This window comes from Sporolactobacillus shoreicorticis, assembly GCF_024125445.1.
Taxonomy (GTDB): Bacteria; Bacillota; Bacilli; order Bacillales; family Sporolactobacillaceae; genus Sporolactobacillus; species Sporolactobacillus shoreicorticis.
The window spans coordinates 67,341-85,370 of sequence record NZ_JAMXWM010000012.1 but is presented as its reverse complement, the minus strand read 5'-3'; the positions used below and the strand labels follow the sequence as shown (position 1 = coordinate 85,370).

The window sequence follows — 18,030 nt, the reverse complement described above, 5'->3', positions numbered from 1 at the left end:
CTCTTTTTAGCTGGGCATCGGCTTTCAATTTTTCCAAGAGTATGTTTAACTCATTCAGTTCTTTTTCTTTTGTTTTGACTCGCTCCCGAATTGCATCGATTTGTTTTGCGTTTTTTTTGCGCGAAGGAAAAGTGGCTGTAAACTTCATAGTAAATCACCGTTAAAATATTGGTTAATTTCATTCTCTATATTGTTCACTCGTGTAAGACTGTGACGAAGGCGAGTAGTTATTTCACTGCTTTGCCTTTTTACATTATCAATTTCATTCTTTAAAGCGAGGATTCGCAAATCGATCCGACGTTCTTTATTTTCTAAATTATCCAGTAATCTTTTGTTAACTTTGAAGTTCAGTCGTCTCATCTACAATCCTCCTCAGATTATGCCAATCAAAAAAGCCTTTTACAGCATAAGTTGCTGAAAAAGGCCGGTTGTGCCTTATGCTCATCTTGTTCTTGGCACCCACAGTTAAATGAACAAGATTTCATTGCATCCTTTTTGATAACAGTCTAATTACCATAATTAATTTTTTAGTTATTATAGCATTAAACAAATAATTTCGCTAAATTTAGCGAAATAATATACATGCATTGAGAAAATTCACACTATAATTGTTTTTTGTAATGGAAGCCGCAAAACCCCTGAGGCCTTTGCCTCAGGGGTTGATGTACATATATTTTTTACTTCGCAATTTTCTCCAGATTTCCGTTCTCATCCATCTTGAAGGCGGGAGCGGAGCTGTCATTCTGGTCTTGGAAGGCGACCATGCGGCGTGCGCGGTCCATGATGCCGATAAGGGCTTGGTAGTCGTCCTCAACGGTTTGCTGCCGCTTGGTGAGTGCGACGACTTCCTGCTCCAGCTCTTTCACACGCATTTGCAGCTTGTTATTTTCTTCCTTGAGATGCGTGTTCTCTTGATCAAGCCGATCACTGGTTGCGCTGCCCTTTTGCATACTCTGCAAGTAGTGAATGACATCGGTCATGCTGAGTGTCTGTTTTGCGGCGGGAGCTTCCACTTTGCTGCTTTGCTCGGGTTGAGCACTTTGCGCCGCATAGGTGGGTTCAGAAGGATCCGAGAGTGCAGCAGTTTCCATCACGTGGAAGGCAGGGGTGTTCACCGGATGAATGGTTCGTCCACGCTGCTCGGCGCGTTTTTTCTGCTTACGCTGTTTCTTAGCAATTTCAATTGCTTGTTCGTATTTTCTGCGGACAATCGCGTTCCAGCGGAATCCGCACGCCGCTCCTGTCCGATTCAGCCGGTCGCCCACTTCTTCAAAGGCATCAAGCTGTGTACTTCCTTCTCTGATATGGCGCAGGACGGTTTCTGCGAGCAGAAGATCGTCTTCGTGCGACCATGCATCTTGTCTCACTTTTGTCATGGTATATGCTCCTTCTTGCATTCTTGTTGATTTGTAAAAAGGATTGACAACTTGCGAGACTTTTATACACGATCGATTTTTCAAAACAATTTTATTCGGCTGCAGCTCACCTATTGCCTTTCTGCCGTTCCTTTTGATCTCGCTCGGCAAAGTAGTCAAGTCGTTTTTGTACGGTTCGTTCGTAGCCCCGCGGTGACGGATGATAGAAGACTTTGTCACGCAGTGACTCGGGCAGATAATTTTGTGTGACGTAGCCACCTTCAAAATCATGGGGATACAGATAATCTTTGCCGTGACCGAGTTTGGCGGCTCCTTTATAATGAGCGTCACGCAGATGAATCGGCACTGCGCCGGTTTTTTTCTCTTTAACCGCTGCGAGTGCCTGATCGATGCCAATAACCGCGGCGTTGCTTTTCGGCGCAGTGGCGACGTAGAGCGCGGCTTCAGCAAGCGGAATGCGTGCTTCAGGCAGGCCGATGAATGTCACAGCCGTGACGGCAGCATTGGCGACAAGGAGGGCATTGGGATCCGCGAGGCCGACATCTTCGGCCGCATGAATGAAAATGCGTCTGGCGATGAATTTCGGGTCCTCACCGGCAGCGATCATTTTCGCGAGCCAGTAAAGGGTAGCGTTCGGATCGGAGCCGCGCATGCTTTTAATAAATGCGGAGACTGTATCATAATGATTGTCGCCATTTTTGTCATACTGCAGCACTTTTTCCTGAATGGATTCTTCGGCAACGCTGCGATCGATGTGAATGATCCCTTTATTATCCGGGTCGGTGGTCAGTGCGGCAAGCTCCAAGGCATGCAGTGCGGTGCGGCTGTCACCGCTGGCAACGCGGACAATATGATCCAGCGCGTCACGGTCAAGCTGGATGGCCACTTCGCCGTAACCGCGTTTTTTATCATGCAGCGCATTTTCGATGATTTTGCGTATCGCGTCATCAGACAATGGTTCAAATCGAAACAGCCGCGAGCGTGAAAGCAGTGCGGCGTTGATTTCGAACATCGGACTTTCGGTTGTCGCGCCGATCAGGATGATGGTTCCTTTTTCAACAGAGGGCAGAAGTGCATCTTGCTGTCCTTTATTAAAACGATGGATTTCATCAATAAAAAGGATCGTTCTTTGCTGGTCAAATTTAAGCCGCTCTTCTGCAGCAGCAATTATTTTTCGTAAATCGCCCACTCCGGAAGTCACGGCGTTCAATTGCTCGTAGTAGGCAGATGTGGTGCGGGCAATAATGTGCGCGAGCGTCGTTTTGCCGGTTCCCGGAGGACCGAAGAAGATCATGGGCGTCAGCTTATCCGCTTGAATCGCTCGGCGCAGGAGACGACCTTTACCGACAATTTGTTCTTGCCCGACAAATTCGTCTAAGGTCTGCGGCCGCATGCGGTCAGCGAGCGGCCGTCCGTTTAAATTGGATTGCTCATCGGTTGGAAAATCGAAAAGATCCATCCCGATCATCCTCTCATTTATAAATATTTGCGCGAATTATTCTTGATTACGTGCAACGTCAATCATTTTCGTCTATAATAATTGAAGGTCTGAACTTAGTTTACCATAGATCACTTCCTATGTTCGCATTGATCGATTCACGCTGAATGTAATATGACGTGCAGGGATACGGACAGGCAGGGGTTACTTTTGAAATCACGGGAACAAAAGATTGACTATAAATGAACTAGAATACTCAGTTGTTTTAGGATGAATGAAGAGGTGTGAACGTTATGAAAATCTCAACGAAAGGCCGTTATGGCCTAACGATTATGATGGCGCTTGCGAAAAATAAAGGCCGCGGTCCGCTCTCTTTGAAAGCGATCGCCAATGAACACAATCTGTCGGAACACTATTTGGAACAGCTGATCGCTCCGCTGCGCAACGCCGGACTTGTCAGCAGTATTCGTGGTGCATATGGCGGTTATGTTCTGTCGAAGACGCCGAGTGAAATTACAGCAGCAGATGTGATCCGCGTCTTGGAGGGACCGATTCAGCCGGTTGAAGTGATGGATGACGATGATCCGGCAAAGCGCGAGCTTTGGGTGAAGATCCGCGATGCGGTTCGCGATGTTCTGCAAGGGACGACACTGGACGATTTGATCCATTATGACTCTGATCCGCAGGTCCAAGACCCGGATATGTTCTATATTTAATGGATTAATGGGTACGGCTCAGTTAATCCGGCCTGAACGTTGTTTCAGGAGATAAAAAAGGAGTGTTTCAGGTGGATCCGATTTATCTTGATCACGCCGCGACGACGCCTATTGATCCGGAGGTTCTGCAGATCATGGTTGAGACCTACCAAAATGTGGTGGGCAATCCGTCGAGTATTCACTCGTTCGGACGACAGGCGCGCAAGATCGTTGACGATTCCCGCCACGAGATTGCGAAGTATATTGGTGCACGCAGTCGAGAAATTGTATTCACAAGCGGCGGTACCGAAGGTGATAATATTGCCATTCTCGGTACGGCATTTGCCAACAGCCATAGAGGAAAACATATTATTACGACGAAAATCGAACATCATGGTGTACTCAAAACATGCGCGTATTTGGAAAGCCAGGGATTTGAGGTCGATTATCTGGATGTCGATCAGACAGGCAGAATCTCTATAGATGATTTGAAAAGTAAATTGAGGGATGACACGATTCTTGTGACGATTATGTTCGCCAACAATGAAGTGGGAACCATTCAGCCGATACGTGACGTTGCCCACCTCTTAGCCAATCATCAGGCTTATTTTCATACGGATGTTGTGCAGGCATTCGGCACCGTCGATATGGACGTGAAGGATACGCCCATTGATCTGCTCTCAATGGCTGGTCACAAAATTGGCGGACCAAAAGGAATCGGTTTTATTTATGTACGCGACGGGCTCTCGCTTCAAGCCTATACGCATGGCGGTGATCAGGAGCGCAAACGCCGGGCAGGTACGGAAAATGTGCCGGCAATTGCCGGTCTTGCGCGTGCGGTTGAAAAAGTAGGCGAGCGTCTCCATGAACGGATTCAGGAGAATCTGCATGCGCGTCAGATCATGCTTGAGACACTTGACGCGGAACAGGTGGCGTATAAAACCAACGGCAATTCGGAGCATTTTCTGCCTCAAGTCCTGAATCTTTATTTTCCAGGCACACGTGTGGAAACGTTGTTGACGAAGCTTGATTTGGCCGGCGTCGCCGTATCGAGCGGATCGGCTTGCACGGCGGGTTCTGTTGAACCGTCCCACGTTTTGACGGCAATGTTCGGAAAGGGAGCTCCGGAGACCGGAAGTTCGATCCGTATCAGTTTTGGTGAAGGTATGAAAGAAGAGCGGCTCCGGGAAGCGGGCAGGATTATTGCAGCATCGGTCCGCGACCTCGTGAACTTAGGAAAGGCGAGTGAATCAATGTGACGAAGAAATCCCCCAGTCAGACCAGGGTCGTTGTCGGTATGTCCGGAGGCGTGGATTCAACCGTTGCAGCTTTGCTGCTTAAGCAGCAGGGCTATGATGTGGTCGGCATTTTTATGAAAAACTGGGACGATACCGATGAAAACGGCGTCTGCACGGCTACAGAAGATTACGAGGACGTTGTTCGTGTCTCCAATCAAATCGGTATTCCGTATTATGCAGTGAATTTTGAAAAACAGTACTGGGATCGCGTATTTACGTATTTCCTGGATGAATACAAATTAGGACGCACGCCGAACCCGGACGTTATGTGCAATAAAGAGATTAAGTTCAAGGCATTCCTTGATCATGCTATGGCGCTCGGTGCGGATTATGTGGCAACCGGGCACTATGCACGCGTCGAAGAGCGTGACGGGAAAACAGCGATGATTCGAGCTGCTGATCAAAACAAGGATCAGACATATTTTCTGAATCAGCTGTCTCAGGAGCAGGTCTCAAAAGTAATGTTCCCGCTCGGTGATTTGGAAAAGCCAGAGGTCCGAGACATTGCACGTGAGCATCATTTGGCAACAGCGGAGAAAAAGGACAGCACCGGCATCTGCTTTATTGGCGAACGTAACTTCAAGGAGTTCTTAAGCACCTATCTTCCGGCTAACCGCGGTGAGATTCGAACGATCGACGGCGAGTTAAAGGGCTATCATGACGGGCTGATGTATTATACCAACGGTCAGCGGCAAGGGCTCGGTATCGGTGGACCGGGTGGACCATGGTTCGTGTGCGGCAAGGATCTGAAACAAAATATCTTGTATGTGGCACCAGGAGCGGATCATCCTGCTCTTTATTCACAGGGCCTGATTGCTGATCATGTGAATTGGATCTCCGGCAGTCCAAAGGAGCGCGTGTTCCACTGCACAGCTAAGTTCCGTTACCGTCAAAAGGATCGTCCGGTCACGGTCCATGTGCTTGACGACGGCCGAATCGAAGTCGTTTTTGACGAGCTTGAATGGGCGGTGACACCGGGGCAGTCTGTTGTTCTCTATGACTTTGACGAATGTCTCGGCGGAGGAACAATTGCGACGATATTGAACCAAGGGACAGATACAGTACTTGATTTTACAGACTCGGCTTCGATTTGAAGCCCGGGTCTTTTTCCTCTTATAGAAAAGGTGTTTGAAAAAATGGCAATAAGGATCTTTTAAATCACATGACCTTTCGCTAATAACCTATACGCAACGCGAAAGCCATCATGTCGTGTGAAAGTACGTCCTATACACAACGCAGAAATCATTATATCTTGTGAAAGTACGCTCGCTCAGGTAGGTATGCGCTTCCTTGATCTTAGGCGCCCGGGACGGGTTGGTGTCTGGCATGCAGGAGATTAGCGTCTGACTGACCCTGGTCTTTTCGAACAACTTTAATAGAATGCTTGTTTGGTGGTGGATGTTATGGCGGATACAATGGTGCATGTGCAGCAATTAATTGCTGCAAGAAAATATGAACAAGCAGCAAAAGCACTTGATGCGGCGATTTCAGCACATCCGGATGATCCGACAGGATACACCAATTTCGGCAACCTGTTGATTGCGATGGGTGACAGCCGACGCGCAGTTACCTTTTTTAAAAAGGCCCTGTCTCTAGATGAGACCAATGGGCCTGCGTCCTTTGGCTGTGGGAATGCTTTGTTTGAACTCGGACGCTATCAGGAAGCGTCGACATGCTTTACGGATGCGCAGCAGGCAGGTATTAATGACAGCGACCTTTTTTATATGATCGGACGTTGCGGGCTTGAATTAGGCCGCAGTGGTCAGGCGCTTACTGCCTTTCAGCGCGCTGTTGAATTAAACGGCGCCGATGTTGAGGCGCGTTTTCAATACGCGCTCATGTTAGCGAAGTTAGGTGACTTGAGTGCGGCAGAAAAGCAATTTTCTGCGGTCATTCGCGCGGATGCCTTGCATGCGGATGCTTATTATAATCTTGGCGTGATTGCGGCGTTCAGAGATCAAGCAGAAAAAGCGCGCCAATTGTTTGAACGTGCGCTGAAGCTGAATCCGCAGCATATTCTTGCTTCAAACGCATTGAAAACTCTGGACAACAAACGATAATGGCAAAAATGGAGAGGAAGGATGGCGGGGATGACGGAACAAAGCGCAATGGATCTTTTTCCGGATCATAAGACCTCAATTAAAGGTGAACCGGTCCGGATTGTTTTTCAAAACAGTGAGAACGGCTATACCGTGATGATTGTCAAAATCAATGAGACGAATGAACCGATCAGCGAAAAAGAGATTACGATGGTTGGTTTCTTTCCCGCCGTCCACCTTTATGAAACCTATCAATTTGCGGGAAAGCTGAAAACGCATCCGCGCTACGGACAGCAATACGAAGTAGAAAGTTACCGAAAATTGCTGCCTAAATCCAAATCCGGTGTGATCAGCTATCTGTCCGGAGACCTTTTTCCCGGTATTGGCAAGAAGACTGCGGAAGCGATTGTCGATGAACTCGGGGAGAATGCTATCTCCGAGATTCTTAATGACCCATCCTGCCTCAGTCGGGTACCGAAGCTCGATGAAGCGAAAAGTACGATGATTACAGGTACATTGTTGAAGAATGAGGGTCTGGAAAAAATATTGATCGGTCTGTCGGATCTGGGTTTCGGCTCACAGCTGGCGATGAAAATCTATCAGGCGTACGGTAATGAAAGTTTGGAAGTGATTCAGGACAACCCTTATCAACTGATTCAAGATATTGAAGGTATTGGCTTTCAGCGTGCGGACGAGCTTGCCGCCGGACTGGGCATATCGGGCAATCATCCCAGCCGGATTCAAGCCGCTTATTTGTATTGGCTTAATGAGCGGGCAATGAATGATGGTCATGTATTCATGCCTGAGGAGGAAACAATTGCCGAAGTGCGTCAATTACTGACCTCAACAGAAGAGATCAGCGAGGATGATCTGATACGGGAGCTGGATACACTTGAAAAGGATGGGAATTTGGTGCGTGACGATGACCATCTCTATCTTCCTCAGCTGTTTTTTGCGGAGAAAGGGATCATTACAGGGATTCAGAAGCTGATTGAACAAGAGCCTGAGGATGAATACTCGGAGAGTGAATTTCTCGAAGCACTTGGAAAGGTGGAGGACAAGCTGACGATGCAATATGCGGAGAGTCAGCAGTGCGCCATTCGCGAAGCGATTCAATCGTCGATCATGATTTTGACAGGCGGACCGGGTACCGGGAAGACAACGGTCATTCGAGGTATTGTTGAGGTATACGCTGAGCTGAACAGCTATTCGCTCGATCCTAAGGATTATGATGATGATCATCCGTATCCGATTCTGCTGGTTGCCCCAACCGGGCGAGCGGCAAAGCGGATGAAGGAGTCAACCGGACTTCCTGCTGTAACGATTCACCGACTGCTTGGGTGGAATGGCGGCGCAGGCTATGCACATGATGAAGATAATCCGATTGAGGGCAGTCTGCTGATTGTTGATGAGATGTCGATGGTTGATATCTGGCTTGCCAACCAGCTTCTGAAGTCATTGCCGGAAGAAATGAAAATGGTAATTGTCGGTGATGAAGACCAGTTGCCGTCGGTTGGGCCAGGCCAGGTGCTGAGCGATTTAATTCAGTCAGAAGCGATCCCGGTGATCCGTCTGACCGATATTTTTCGCCAGGCGCAAGGATCATCGATTATTGAACTCGCACACGAGATTAAGGAAGGCAAACTCACAGATTTAACGGAACCAAAAAAAGACCGCCGATTCTTCACGTGTCACCAGAATCAAGTTGTTGATCTTATTTGCAAAGTATCGGCTGCTGCGGAGAAGAAGGGGTATCATCCGAAAGATATTCAGGTACTCGCACCGATTTATCGCGGCAATGCCGGAATCGAGCGGATCAACGTGGCGCTTCAGGAACTTTTTAATCCTCCGGATGAGCAGAAACGCGAACTTACCTATGGCGACCATTTGTTTCGCGTCCATGATAAGGTACTTCAACTGGTGAACAATCCCGACGAACAGGTCTTTAACGGGGACATTGGCGAAATTTCCGCTATTTTCAAAGCAAAAGAAACAACAGACAAGGAAGATACTGTCATCGTGACGTTTGATTCGATTGAGGTCAAATATTTGAAGCATGATTTGAATCAGCTGACCTTGGCGTATTGCTGTTCGATTCATAAAGCGCAAGGCAGTGAATTTCCAATCGTGATCCTGCCGATTGTCAAGGGCTATCATCGGATGCTGAAGCGTAATCTGATCTATACGGCAGTGACACGAAGCAAGGATTCACTCGTTCTGTGTGGTGACGAACAGGCGTTTATACAAGCGGTCAGCCGAAATGATGTCGACCGGCGCAATTCCAGTTTGGCTGTAAAAATACGCGAGCGGCTCCATCTCATTCCTGAGCCGGCAGAGGACCCGGAAACGAATCAGGATGAAAAAGTGGAAAAATAAAAAAACGGATCCGACGGTGATACTAATGGGTCCTGTTTTGAGTTGTGAGCGTAATAAAGCGTAAACGGATTTTTGTCACGAAATTAATGAAACACATTTAACATGAAAACACAGCCGATTGGATTTTAATCGGCTGTGTTTTGTTACAAGGAAAGAAAGTTTAGAATTTTGCCCCGTCGACACGACGATAAGGTCATAAGCTGCTGATTCCCAATCCGCACTGATTATTTGGGCGATCAGGTAACCGCTCATGATAAATAGACGGAAAAATTCCGCTTATTGAATTGAAAAACGTGAAAATGGAGGCTTTTTCTGTGTATAACCGGAAAAATTACCCTTATTCACCGGCGAAACAAGCTCAAGAGTGCAAATAACCGGAATATCTCCGCTTATTTTTTACTTGTTCCTTAATGAAGGACCAGAATGCCTAATGCAACACGAAAGCCACCGTATCCTGCGAAAGTAAGGGCCGGGCGCTTTTTGCCCGGTTTTTCTTATGCAGGACCAGACGCTTAGAAAGTTCAACTCCACACAGGAAAAGTTGAACCGAAGACCAAGAAAGTTCGCTATGAGTTTCGCTTTAATTTTTAGTACATTGGTTTTAAGTTTTCCGCAGTTGGCTTTCACTTTTCTTGAATTAGCTTTTACTTATGAGTTTTGCTTTAACTTTTGGTGGATCGGTTTTAAGTTTTCCCGAATCATCTTTAACATTTTTGCGTTGTATTCTTCATCCTATGTATATTTTTGGGGGAAAATGGACATTGATGCGAGTAGCACAAACAGAGCAACTGCTTTGTTGAATGATGAGGTGAAAACTGATGAAATGTCCGAATTGTTCGAGTAAGAACATTGGAAAGATTGGAGTCAATCAATATTATTGCTGGGATTGCTTTATTGAATTAGCGCTTGAAGATGGAAAATTATCATTGAGCCAGGTTGAAGAGGATGGCAGTTTAACCGGATTGGATGACTTGTTTCAGTCTTCGGATCTTGAGGCAAAGGCAAATGGATTCTGATACTCCGCTTTAATGAGTTCCCAAAAAGTATCATGTTTTGTCTGTAATTGGGCAATGCTAAGCTTGGAGGGATGATGATGCGGAAATGGTCTGCTTTGCAGTGGATGAAGGGTTTGTCGATCACGCTGCTGTTGTTTTTGAACGGCTATTTATTTTATCTCCTGCTGCCGCTCATTGGTACCGTGGTGCATTTTCTGCTGCATGTTGCTGTTCCATTCTTTGCGGCGGCAATTATTGCCTATCTGCTTCATCCGCTCGTCGGTCGTGTTCAGCGTATGGGATTGCCGCGAACGATCGCAATCCTTGCAATTTATGCGATCTTTTTTGGCGTGGTCGGTTTGACTGTTTATAAAGGTGGTCCCGTTCTGCTGCATGAACTCAGAGGCCTTGACGACGACATTTCAAACTACGAAAAGTTGTATCAAACGAATCTGGATCATGTCTATGGGTCAACGCCTGAAGCGGTGCACGACCAGGTCAATGAGGCGCTGGCACGAATCCGAAGCAGTCTGACGCACACCGGAGAGCGGATTATGGATTGGTGTTCAGGTGTCGTTCAGTCTTTCTTCACACTATTAATTATTCCGTTTCTCTCTTTCTATATTTTAAAAGATGCGGGATCGATTAAAAAGCATGCGCTGCTGCTTGTGCCGCGTAAATGGCGGCAGCAGACGGCGGATATATGCGGGGAAATGGATCGATCGATCGGCAAGTATATACGTGGACAGCTGACGGTTTGTGCGATTTTGGCGGTGATGGCGACGATTGGATTGTGGATTCTTAAAGTTCCGTATCCGATTGTTTTCGGGCTGTTTATCGGTTCGACAGACCTGATTCCGTACTTTGGACCGTTTATCGGTGCTGCACCGGCAGTTCTTATTGCCGCAACAAAATCTTTTTATTCAATGGCGGGCGTTGTTCTGATGATCATTTTAATTCAGTTTCTTGAAGGAAGTGTTATTGAGCCGCTTGTTGTCGGCAAGAGCGCGGAAATTCATCCGCTCTACATTATGCTTGCGGTAGGGGTCGGCGGTGAGCTTGCAGGAATTGTCGGCATGCTCCTTGCTATTCCTTGTTTTATCATTATTCGTACTTGCCTGCGTCACTTGAACGACCGGTTCCGAATTATTGACAAATAAGGACAGACTCATCTATAATTACGGCAGAATAGTGAAACCGAGACGAAAAGAATAGCGACAGCGCGAGCAGCCAATTGACGGGTCGAATCTTGTGGGAACGGCTTTACCGCGGCTGTGGCAATTTGCCTGAGGGGAAAGTCTCCGACGGATCGTTGTGCCGAGTGCTGTGATACATATGCCGCGCATTTTCTTTTCATTTGCGGCGCAGGTAAGCTTGAAAGCTTTCGTCCTTCCTGGTGATGGGATGAGAGCTTTTTTCATTGAGCGCCTCGTGGTTTACATAATGATAGTTGCAGTAAAATGAGTGGAGGTTCTTGTGATGAAACAGCTTAGTTCATCGGAAGTCAGGCAAATGTTTTTGGACTTTTTTAAAGGAAAAGGACACTCGGTTGAGCCGAGTGCATCATTGATTCCGGTTGATGATCCGTCACTGCTTTGGATCAACAGCGGTGTTGCAACGCTGAAAAAATATTTTGACGGACGTGTCGTGCCGAAAAATCCGCGTATCTGCAACGCGCAGAAAGCGATCCGGACAAACGACATTGAAAATGTCGGCTATACCGCGCGTCACCATACATTTTTTGAAATGCTGGGCAATTTTTCAGTAGGTGATTACTTTAAAGAAGAAGCGATTGCTTGGGCATGGGAATTTCTGACGAGCCCGGAATGGATCGCTTTTGATCCGGACAGGCTTTCCGTGACCATTTATCCTGAGGATGAAGAGGCCTATAAGCTTTGGCATGAAAAGGTCGGGCTTCCGGAAAATCGGATCATCAAGCTGGAGCACAATTTCTGGGACATCGGTGAAGGCCCGAGCGGTCCGAACACGGAAATATTCTACGATCGCGGCGAAGCATTCGGCGATGATCCGAACGATCCAGAGCTTTTTCCGGGCGGAGAAAATGAACGCTATTTGGAGGTCTGGAATCTCGTGTTCTCGCAATTTAATCACAACCCGGACGGCAGCCATACACCGCTTCCAAAGAAAAACATCGATACCGGAATGGGACTGGAACGAATGGTCAGTGTGATTCAGAATGCCGAGACGAACTTCGATACCGATTTGTTCCTTCCGATCATTCATAAAATCGAAGAGCTTTCCGGCGCTAAATATCAAGCCGGCAAGAAGAATACGGCGTTTAAAGTAATTGCCGATCATGCACGAACAGTCACTTTTGCGATTGCCGACGGAGCGCTGCCTTCCAATGAAGGACGCGGCTACGTATTGCGCCGCCTTATTCGCCGTGCAGTGCGCTATGCGATGGATCTGGGGCTCGACAAACCGTTCCTATTTGAATTAGTGCCGGTTGTTGCCGATATAATGAAGGACTACTACAAAGAAGTTTTAGAGAGGGCGCCGTTTGTTCAAAAAGTCATTCGCGGCGAGGAAGAACGCTTTCAGGAGACCATACATGAAGGTGTGTCCATTCTGAAAGAGCAGATTGCGGAAGCGAAGGCGCAGGGCAAGAACGAACTTTCGGGCGAGAATGTGTTCAAGCTTTACGACACATTTGGTTTTCCTGTCGAACTGACGGAGGAATATGCGAATCAGGAGGGTTTAGCAATTGATCAAGCCGGCTTTGAAGATGAGCTTAACGCTCAGAGAGACCGCGCACGATCAGCGCGAAAAGATCAAAAGTCGATGCAGGTTCAGAGCGATACGCTCCGTAATATCACCGATCCGAGTGAATTTATCGGCTACGACCAGTTTGCTGTCGACGGTGTCAAGGTCATTGCGCTTGTCAAAAATAATGAAGCTGTTGACAGTGTCGCTGAGGGAGACAACATTCAATTGATCTTGGACCACACACCTTTTTATGCGGAAATGGGCGGTCAAGTCGCCGACCGAGGGACACTGAGAAACGGAACAGCTGTGCTTGAGGTCACTGATGTGCAGAAAGCGCCGAACGGTCAGAACCTGCATACATGTACTGTTAAAAGCGGCAGAATTGCGGTTGGCGATGAATTGAACGCCGCGATCGATGAGAAGGCGCGTCTTGCCATTCAAAAGAACCACACGGCAACCCACCTTTTAGATCAAGCGCTAAAGGATGTACTCGGCGCGCATGTTAACCAAGCAGGATCCTATGTATCTGCTGATCGGCTTCGTTTTGACTTCTCACATTTCGGCCAAGTGACCGAGAAAGAAATGCAGCAGGTTGAAAGGATTGTTAATGAGAAGATCTGGCAGCAGCTTCCGGTTACAACGAAAGAGATGCCGATTGAAGAGGCGAAGAAGTTAGGTGCGATCGCTCTTTTCGGAGAAAAATACGGAAAAATCGTGCGTGTCGTCAGTGCCGGAGACTACAGCGTCGAGCTATGCGGCGGTTGCCATGTGGGCAATACAGCCGAACTCGGGCTGTTCACGCTTGTCAGCGAGGGCGGAATCGGTGCCGGAACACGCCGTATTGAAGCATTAACCGGAGAAAAGGCATTTGAAAAATTGAATCAGGTAAAGCTTCAGATGAAGACGATTGCTACTTTGCTGAAGACTGCACCGGAACAGCTCAGTGAACGCATCGAAACCCTGCAGCAGCAGATTAAGACTCTGGAAAAAGAAAACACCACGCTGATGAACAAGCTGGGGAGCGCGAAGTCCGGAGAACTGGAACGGTCTGTGAAAAAAAGCGGTGACGTCGCTTATATTGCCGCTAAAGCTGATACGATGGATATGAACCAGCTTCGTTCAATGGCTGATGAATTGAAAAACAAGCTTAGATCAGTTGTTGTTGTACTCGCATCCGTTACCGGTGGCAAGGTGTATTTTGTTGCCGGTGTGACTAAAGACCTGATTCAGAAAGGCTTCCATGCCGGAAAAATTGTCAAGGAAGTGGCGGCGATCTGCGGCGGAGGCGGAGGCGGACGCCCGGATATGGCTCAGGCCGGCGGCAAACACCCGGAAAAAGTCAATGACGCATTGAACGCTGTTACCGATCTGATTGAGAAAGCAGCTGTCCGCTGAGTTACCAGTAACGAGCACGAGATAATTCCTGTTGGGGGATGAGTATCATGGATAAGACGATGAAATTCAGTTTTGGCGATCAAGGAGACCATAATCCGCGTGAAGTCTTGTTTCAAGTCTATGATGCGCTTGATGAAAAGGGATACAATCCGATTAATCAGATTGTCGGTTATCTATTATCGGGAGATCCCGCTTATATCCCGAGACACAAGGATGCGCGAAAACTTATTCGCAGGCTCGAACGTGATGAAATTATTGAAGAGCTGGTTACTGCATATCTTAAAGAAAAATGGGATAAAGAATGAGAATTATGGGTCTGGATTTCGGTTCGGTAACGGTGGGCGTCGCAATCAGCGATCCGCTCGGCTGGACCGCTCAAGGTATTGAAACCGTGCGATATGTCGAACATAAGAAAAATATGCTGTTCGATCGCATCGGTGAATTAATCAAAGAATATGAAGTCGAAATGATTGTAGTCGGTCTTCCCAAGGATCTGATCGGGACGGAAACGCAGCGCGCCGCGGCTTCGCGAGGATTCGCAAAAAGTGTTCGGCGCAAATTTAAGATACCGGTGGAGTTATGGGATGAACGGTTAACGACCATGGCGGCAGAGCGTATCCTGATTGCTGCAGACCTCAGTCGCAAGAAACGAAAACAAGTGATTGATAAGGAAGCAGCGGTACTTATTCTGCAAAGCTACCTTGATAAAAAACGATTGGAGCAAAAAAATGATGAGTGAACACGAACACAATCATTATCCGATTTTTCTTCCGGATTCCGAAGAACAGGAACGCATTGTCATTCCTGAAGAAAACGGTGATGAAAATCTATTTGACGTCCTGTTCTATTTTGATGTTCCGGAAACAGACAAATCCTATGTTGTTGTAGTACCGGCAGAGCAGGATCAAGAGGATGAAGAGCAGGAAGTATTTGCTTTTCGTTATGAAGGTGAGGATGACGATTTCAAGTTGTTCCCGATCGATACTGACGAGGAATGGGACATCGTTGAAGAAATGATCAATACGTTCAGTGATGAAAGCGAAGAATAATTGAGCCCCCGAACAGGGGCTTTTTCAATGCATCCTAGGCAACGAAAAATCACAACGAATCATGTCGTTTCGTGCAAGAAAAGGTATTTTTTAGTGTATAATTGGTGAGTACTCTTGAAGGGAGCGGCTCATTTCTATGATAAAAAAACACTGGCGGCTGCTGAGCGCAATCACAATTATTCTGATTGCGATGATTGCAGGGGCTGCATGGGGATTCAATCGTTATTATGCAAGTCTTTTGACACCGGTTAACCAGAAGAACAACCAGTCGATTTCGGTAAACATACCGTCCGGCGCCTCTGTCAAAGATATTGGACGTATTTTAGAAGACAAGGGTTTGGTTCGCAAGGCATGGGCATTTGAGTTTTACGCACGATGGAATCATCTGAATAACTATCGATCAGGTACTTATGTGTTTAATCAAACGATGTCGGCCGGTCAATTGATGAACGATCTGGAAAATGGCAAACGTCACGAGCGGATCTTGCTCGTAGACGTGCGTCAGGGAATGTGGGTCAGCGAGATTGCCCAGCAGATGGCAACCGTTGCCAATCTGGATAAGAAAGATATTCTGAAAAAGTTGAGCGACCATACGTATGTCAAGGCACACTATGCCGGCAAATACACGTTCCTTACGGATGAAGTGTTCGCGAAGGGAATTAAATACCCGTTGGAGGGTTATCTGGCGCCGGGAAACTACCGATTCAAAGTGACCAGTAAGACCCCTTTGACACTTGACCGAATGATTGATCAAATGCTTGATCAAACAGAGCGAACATATAAATCGTATGGGTCCCAGATTAAAGTGAACAAACTTGGCTCATTTCATAAGATTCTAGCGATGGCCTCTCTTGTTGAACAGGAAGCGCCGAAAGACAAGGATCGCCGGTTGATTGCGGGCGTATTCTACAACAGGCTGGAACAAAAGAAACGCCTTGAATCGGATACTACGGTTATTTACAACAGACAGAAACGGAATCGTGATTACACGTTGAAAGATATTCGCAAAGATACGCCGTACAACACGTATACGCGCACAGGCTTGCCGGTAGGACCGATTGGCGCTCCTGCAAGGGATGCCATTGAAGCGGTTTTAAATCCCACAGCTTCGAAAAACTTGTTTTTCTATGCAAGACCAAACGGAAAAATTTATTATTCAAAAACCTATCAAGAACATCAAGCAATTGTGGCTAAATATCAGCGTGAGTGGTCTGAAAAATCGTAAATCATTTTCATGAGTTACAGAAAGGAAGATCAGGTTGATTGATTTTAAAGTGCTGTCGGACTACGCAGCTACTTTTACCCATTCGGAAAATGATCTGCTTCGCCAAATGGAGGAGAAAGCTGCGGAAATTTACATTCCGATCATGCAGCCTTCAGCGATGGCATTTCTGCAGCAATTGATTCGCTGGAGGAGTGCGCGAAAAATTCTTGAACTTGGCACGGCGATCGGCTACTCATCGATTCGAATGGCGCTGGCGGCAGGAAATGACACGACAATCGTAAGCGTTGAACGAGATGAGGCGATGATTGAGGAAGCCACGCAAAATATTGAAGCGCTCAATCTTCAAGAACGCATTCAAATCGTTGCCGGTGATGCAACCGATGATTTGTCGGAGGTCGCATCAGCTGCTCCATACGATCTCATCTTAATTGATGCTGCGAAGGTTCAGTATGAACATCTGTTTGAGAAATGCTCTGGGCTGCTGGCCGATCAGGGAATTATTGTTACAGACAATGTCTTTTTTCACGGGCTGGTGTGTGATATTGATGCGGTACAAAAAAAACAATTGCACAGGCTTGTTAAAAAGGTTGATGCGTTTAATCATTTTCTTTCTGAACGAGAAGATTTTGACACTATTTTTCTTACGGTTGGAGATGGTATGGCTGTAAGTACGAAAAGATCATGCGCAGAGGGGGAGCGTTGAGATGGGAAGGAACAAGCCTATTGTTATCGGGGTCGCCGGAGGTTCCGGATCGGGGAAAACGACGGTTACGCGGGAGATTTACCGTAGCTTTCCGGACAAATCAATTGCGGTCATTCAGCAGGACTCCTACTATAAAGCTCAGGATGACAAACCCTTTGAGAAACGGCTACTAACAAACTATGATCATCCGCTTGGGTTCGATACCGACTTGTTAATTTATCATATCAGTGAGCTGCTGCAGTTTCACCCGATAAAAAAACCAGTGTATGACTATACAGTACATACAAGATCTGCTAAAATTGTACCCGTCGAACCAAAAGATGTAATTATTCTCGAAGGAATTTTAATCTTAGAGGATGAGCGATTGCGCGATTTGATGGACATTAAGGTTTTTGTGGATACGGATTCCGATCTTCGTATCATACGCAGGCTGCTTCGCGACACCGAGGAGCGTGGCAGAAGTGTTGAATCGGTGATCAATCAATATTTGACCGCCGTTCGACCGATGCACCTCCAATTTGTTGAGCCGACGAAACGTTATGCGGATATCATCATTCCCGAAGGCGGGAAGAATACGGTAGCGATTGATTTGATGACGACGAAAATTCGTACCGTTCTGGAAGGAAAAAACAAATCACTGTGACTTAACGCGTTGACGCTATGCTCATTGAGATGAATGAGTAAAATGAACAGTTGATCATAAATCTATTCAGG

17 protein-coding genes are annotated in these 18,030 nt (G+C 46.9%); 14 read left to right on the top strand and 3 right to left on the bottom strand.

From position 1 onward, the window contains the following. Positions 1 to 144: 144 nt before the first annotated feature. From NIE88_RS11485 to NIE88_RS11475, 3 genes are all read right to left on the bottom strand, one after another. Positions 145 to 360: a hypothetical protein gene (locus NIE88_RS11485; protein ID WP_253062251.1), complete on the bottom strand. Its 216-nt coding sequence runs from the start codon at positions 358 to 360 to the stop codon at positions 145 to 147. Between the two features lie 317 nt (positions 361 to 677). Further along, a complete protein-coding gene (locus tag NIE88_RS11480) occupies positions 678 to 1,376 on the bottom strand; it encodes an RsfA family transcriptional regulator (protein WP_253062249.1) in 699 nt (232 codons plus the stop codon). Between the two features lie 106 nt (positions 1,377 to 1,482). Continuing rightward, entirely contained in the window at positions 1,483 to 2,835 is a 1,353-nt protein-coding gene (locus NIE88_RS11475; RefSeq protein ID WP_253062247.1) for a replication-associated recombination protein A, read from the bottom strand. A 272-nt stretch (positions 2,836 to 3,107) separates the two neighbouring features. Between NIE88_RS11475 and cymR the strand changes: the two genes are divergently transcribed. From cymR to udk, 14 genes are all read left to right on the top strand, one after another. Further along, the gene (cymR, locus tag NIE88_RS11470; RefSeq protein WP_253062245.1) at positions 3,108 to 3,530 is read left to right on the top strand and encodes a cysteine metabolism transcriptional regulator CymR; all 423 of its coding nucleotides are present in this window, start codon (positions 3,108 to 3,110) and stop codon (positions 3,528 to 3,530) included. A 71-nt stretch (positions 3,531 to 3,601) separates the two neighbouring features. Then, positions 3,602 to 4,768 carry a cysteine desulfurase family protein gene (locus NIE88_RS11465; protein WP_253062243.1) on the top strand — a complete coding sequence of 389 codons (1,167 nt, stop codon included), beginning with the start codon at positions 3,602 to 3,604 and terminating at the stop codon, positions 4,766 to 4,768. Next, entirely contained in the window at positions 4,765 to 5,901 is a 1,137-nt protein-coding gene (mnmA, locus tag NIE88_RS11460; RefSeq protein ID WP_309247035.1) for a tRNA 2-thiouridine(34) synthase MnmA, read from the top strand. The genes NIE88_RS11465 and mnmA overlap by 4 nt, the downstream gene beginning before the upstream one ends. A gap of 309 nt (positions 5,902 to 6,210) precedes the next feature. Further along, positions 6,211 to 6,867 carry a tetratricopeptide repeat protein gene (locus NIE88_RS11455; protein ID WP_253062241.1) on the top strand — a complete coding sequence of 219 codons (657 nt, stop codon included), beginning with the start codon at positions 6,211 to 6,213 and terminating at the stop codon, positions 6,865 to 6,867. Positions 6,868 to 6,897: 30 nt separating this feature from the next. Beyond that, positions 6,898 to 9,222, top strand: coding sequence for an SF1B family DNA helicase RecD2 (gene recD2 / locus NIE88_RS11450; RefSeq protein ID WP_253062239.1), 2,325 nt, complete (start codon positions 6,898 to 6,900; stop codon positions 9,220 to 9,222). Between the two features lie 818 nt (positions 9,223 to 10,040). Next, positions 10,041 to 10,238: a YrzR-like zinc ribbon domain gene (locus NIE88_RS11445; protein WP_253062237.1), complete on the top strand. Its 198-nt coding sequence runs from the start codon at positions 10,041 to 10,043 to the stop codon at positions 10,236 to 10,238. A 77-nt stretch (positions 10,239 to 10,315) separates the two neighbouring features. Beyond that, positions 10,316 to 11,377: an AI-2E family transporter gene (locus tag NIE88_RS11440; RefSeq protein WP_253062235.1), complete on the top strand. Its 1,062-nt coding sequence runs from the start codon at positions 10,316 to 10,318 to the stop codon at positions 11,375 to 11,377. Positions 11,378 to 11,696: 319 nt separating this feature from the next. Next, positions 11,697 to 14,339, top strand: coding sequence for an alanine--tRNA ligase (gene alaS, locus NIE88_RS11435; protein ID WP_253062234.1), 2,643 nt, complete (start codon positions 11,697 to 11,699; stop codon positions 14,337 to 14,339). Positions 14,340 to 14,377: 38 nt separating this feature from the next. Further along, positions 14,378 to 14,644 (top strand): IreB family regulatory phosphoprotein, encoded by a 267-nt coding sequence (locus tag NIE88_RS11430; RefSeq protein WP_253062232.1) that lies wholly within the window; start codon positions 14,378 to 14,380, stop codon positions 14,642 to 14,644. Further along, the gene (gene ruvX, locus NIE88_RS11425; RefSeq protein WP_253062230.1) at positions 14,641 to 15,078 is read left to right on the top strand and encodes a Holliday junction resolvase RuvX; all 438 of its coding nucleotides are present in this window, start codon (positions 14,641 to 14,643) and stop codon (positions 15,076 to 15,078) included. The genes NIE88_RS11430 and ruvX overlap by 4 nt, the downstream gene beginning before the upstream one ends. Then, a complete protein-coding gene (locus tag NIE88_RS11420; RefSeq protein ID WP_253062228.1) occupies positions 15,071 to 15,388 on the top strand; it encodes a DUF1292 domain-containing protein in 318 nt (105 codons plus the stop codon). The genes ruvX and NIE88_RS11420 overlap by 8 nt, the downstream gene beginning before the upstream one ends. Before the next feature lie 136 nt (positions 15,389 to 15,524). Next, positions 15,525 to 16,613 carry an endolytic transglycosylase MltG gene (gene mltG / locus NIE88_RS11415; protein WP_253062226.1) on the top strand — a complete coding sequence of 363 codons (1,089 nt, stop codon included), beginning with the start codon at positions 15,525 to 15,527 and terminating at the stop codon, positions 16,611 to 16,613. 34 nt (positions 16,614 to 16,647) lie between these two features. Continuing rightward, a complete protein-coding gene (locus NIE88_RS11410; RefSeq protein ID WP_253062224.1) occupies positions 16,648 to 17,316 on the top strand; it encodes an O-methyltransferase in 669 nt (222 codons plus the stop codon). A 1-nt stretch (position 17,317) separates the two neighbouring features. Then, a complete protein-coding gene (gene udk, locus NIE88_RS11405; protein ID WP_253062223.1) occupies positions 17,318 to 17,959 on the top strand; it encodes a uridine kinase in 642 nt (213 codons plus the stop codon). Positions 17,960 to 18,030: the final 71 nt, after the last annotated feature.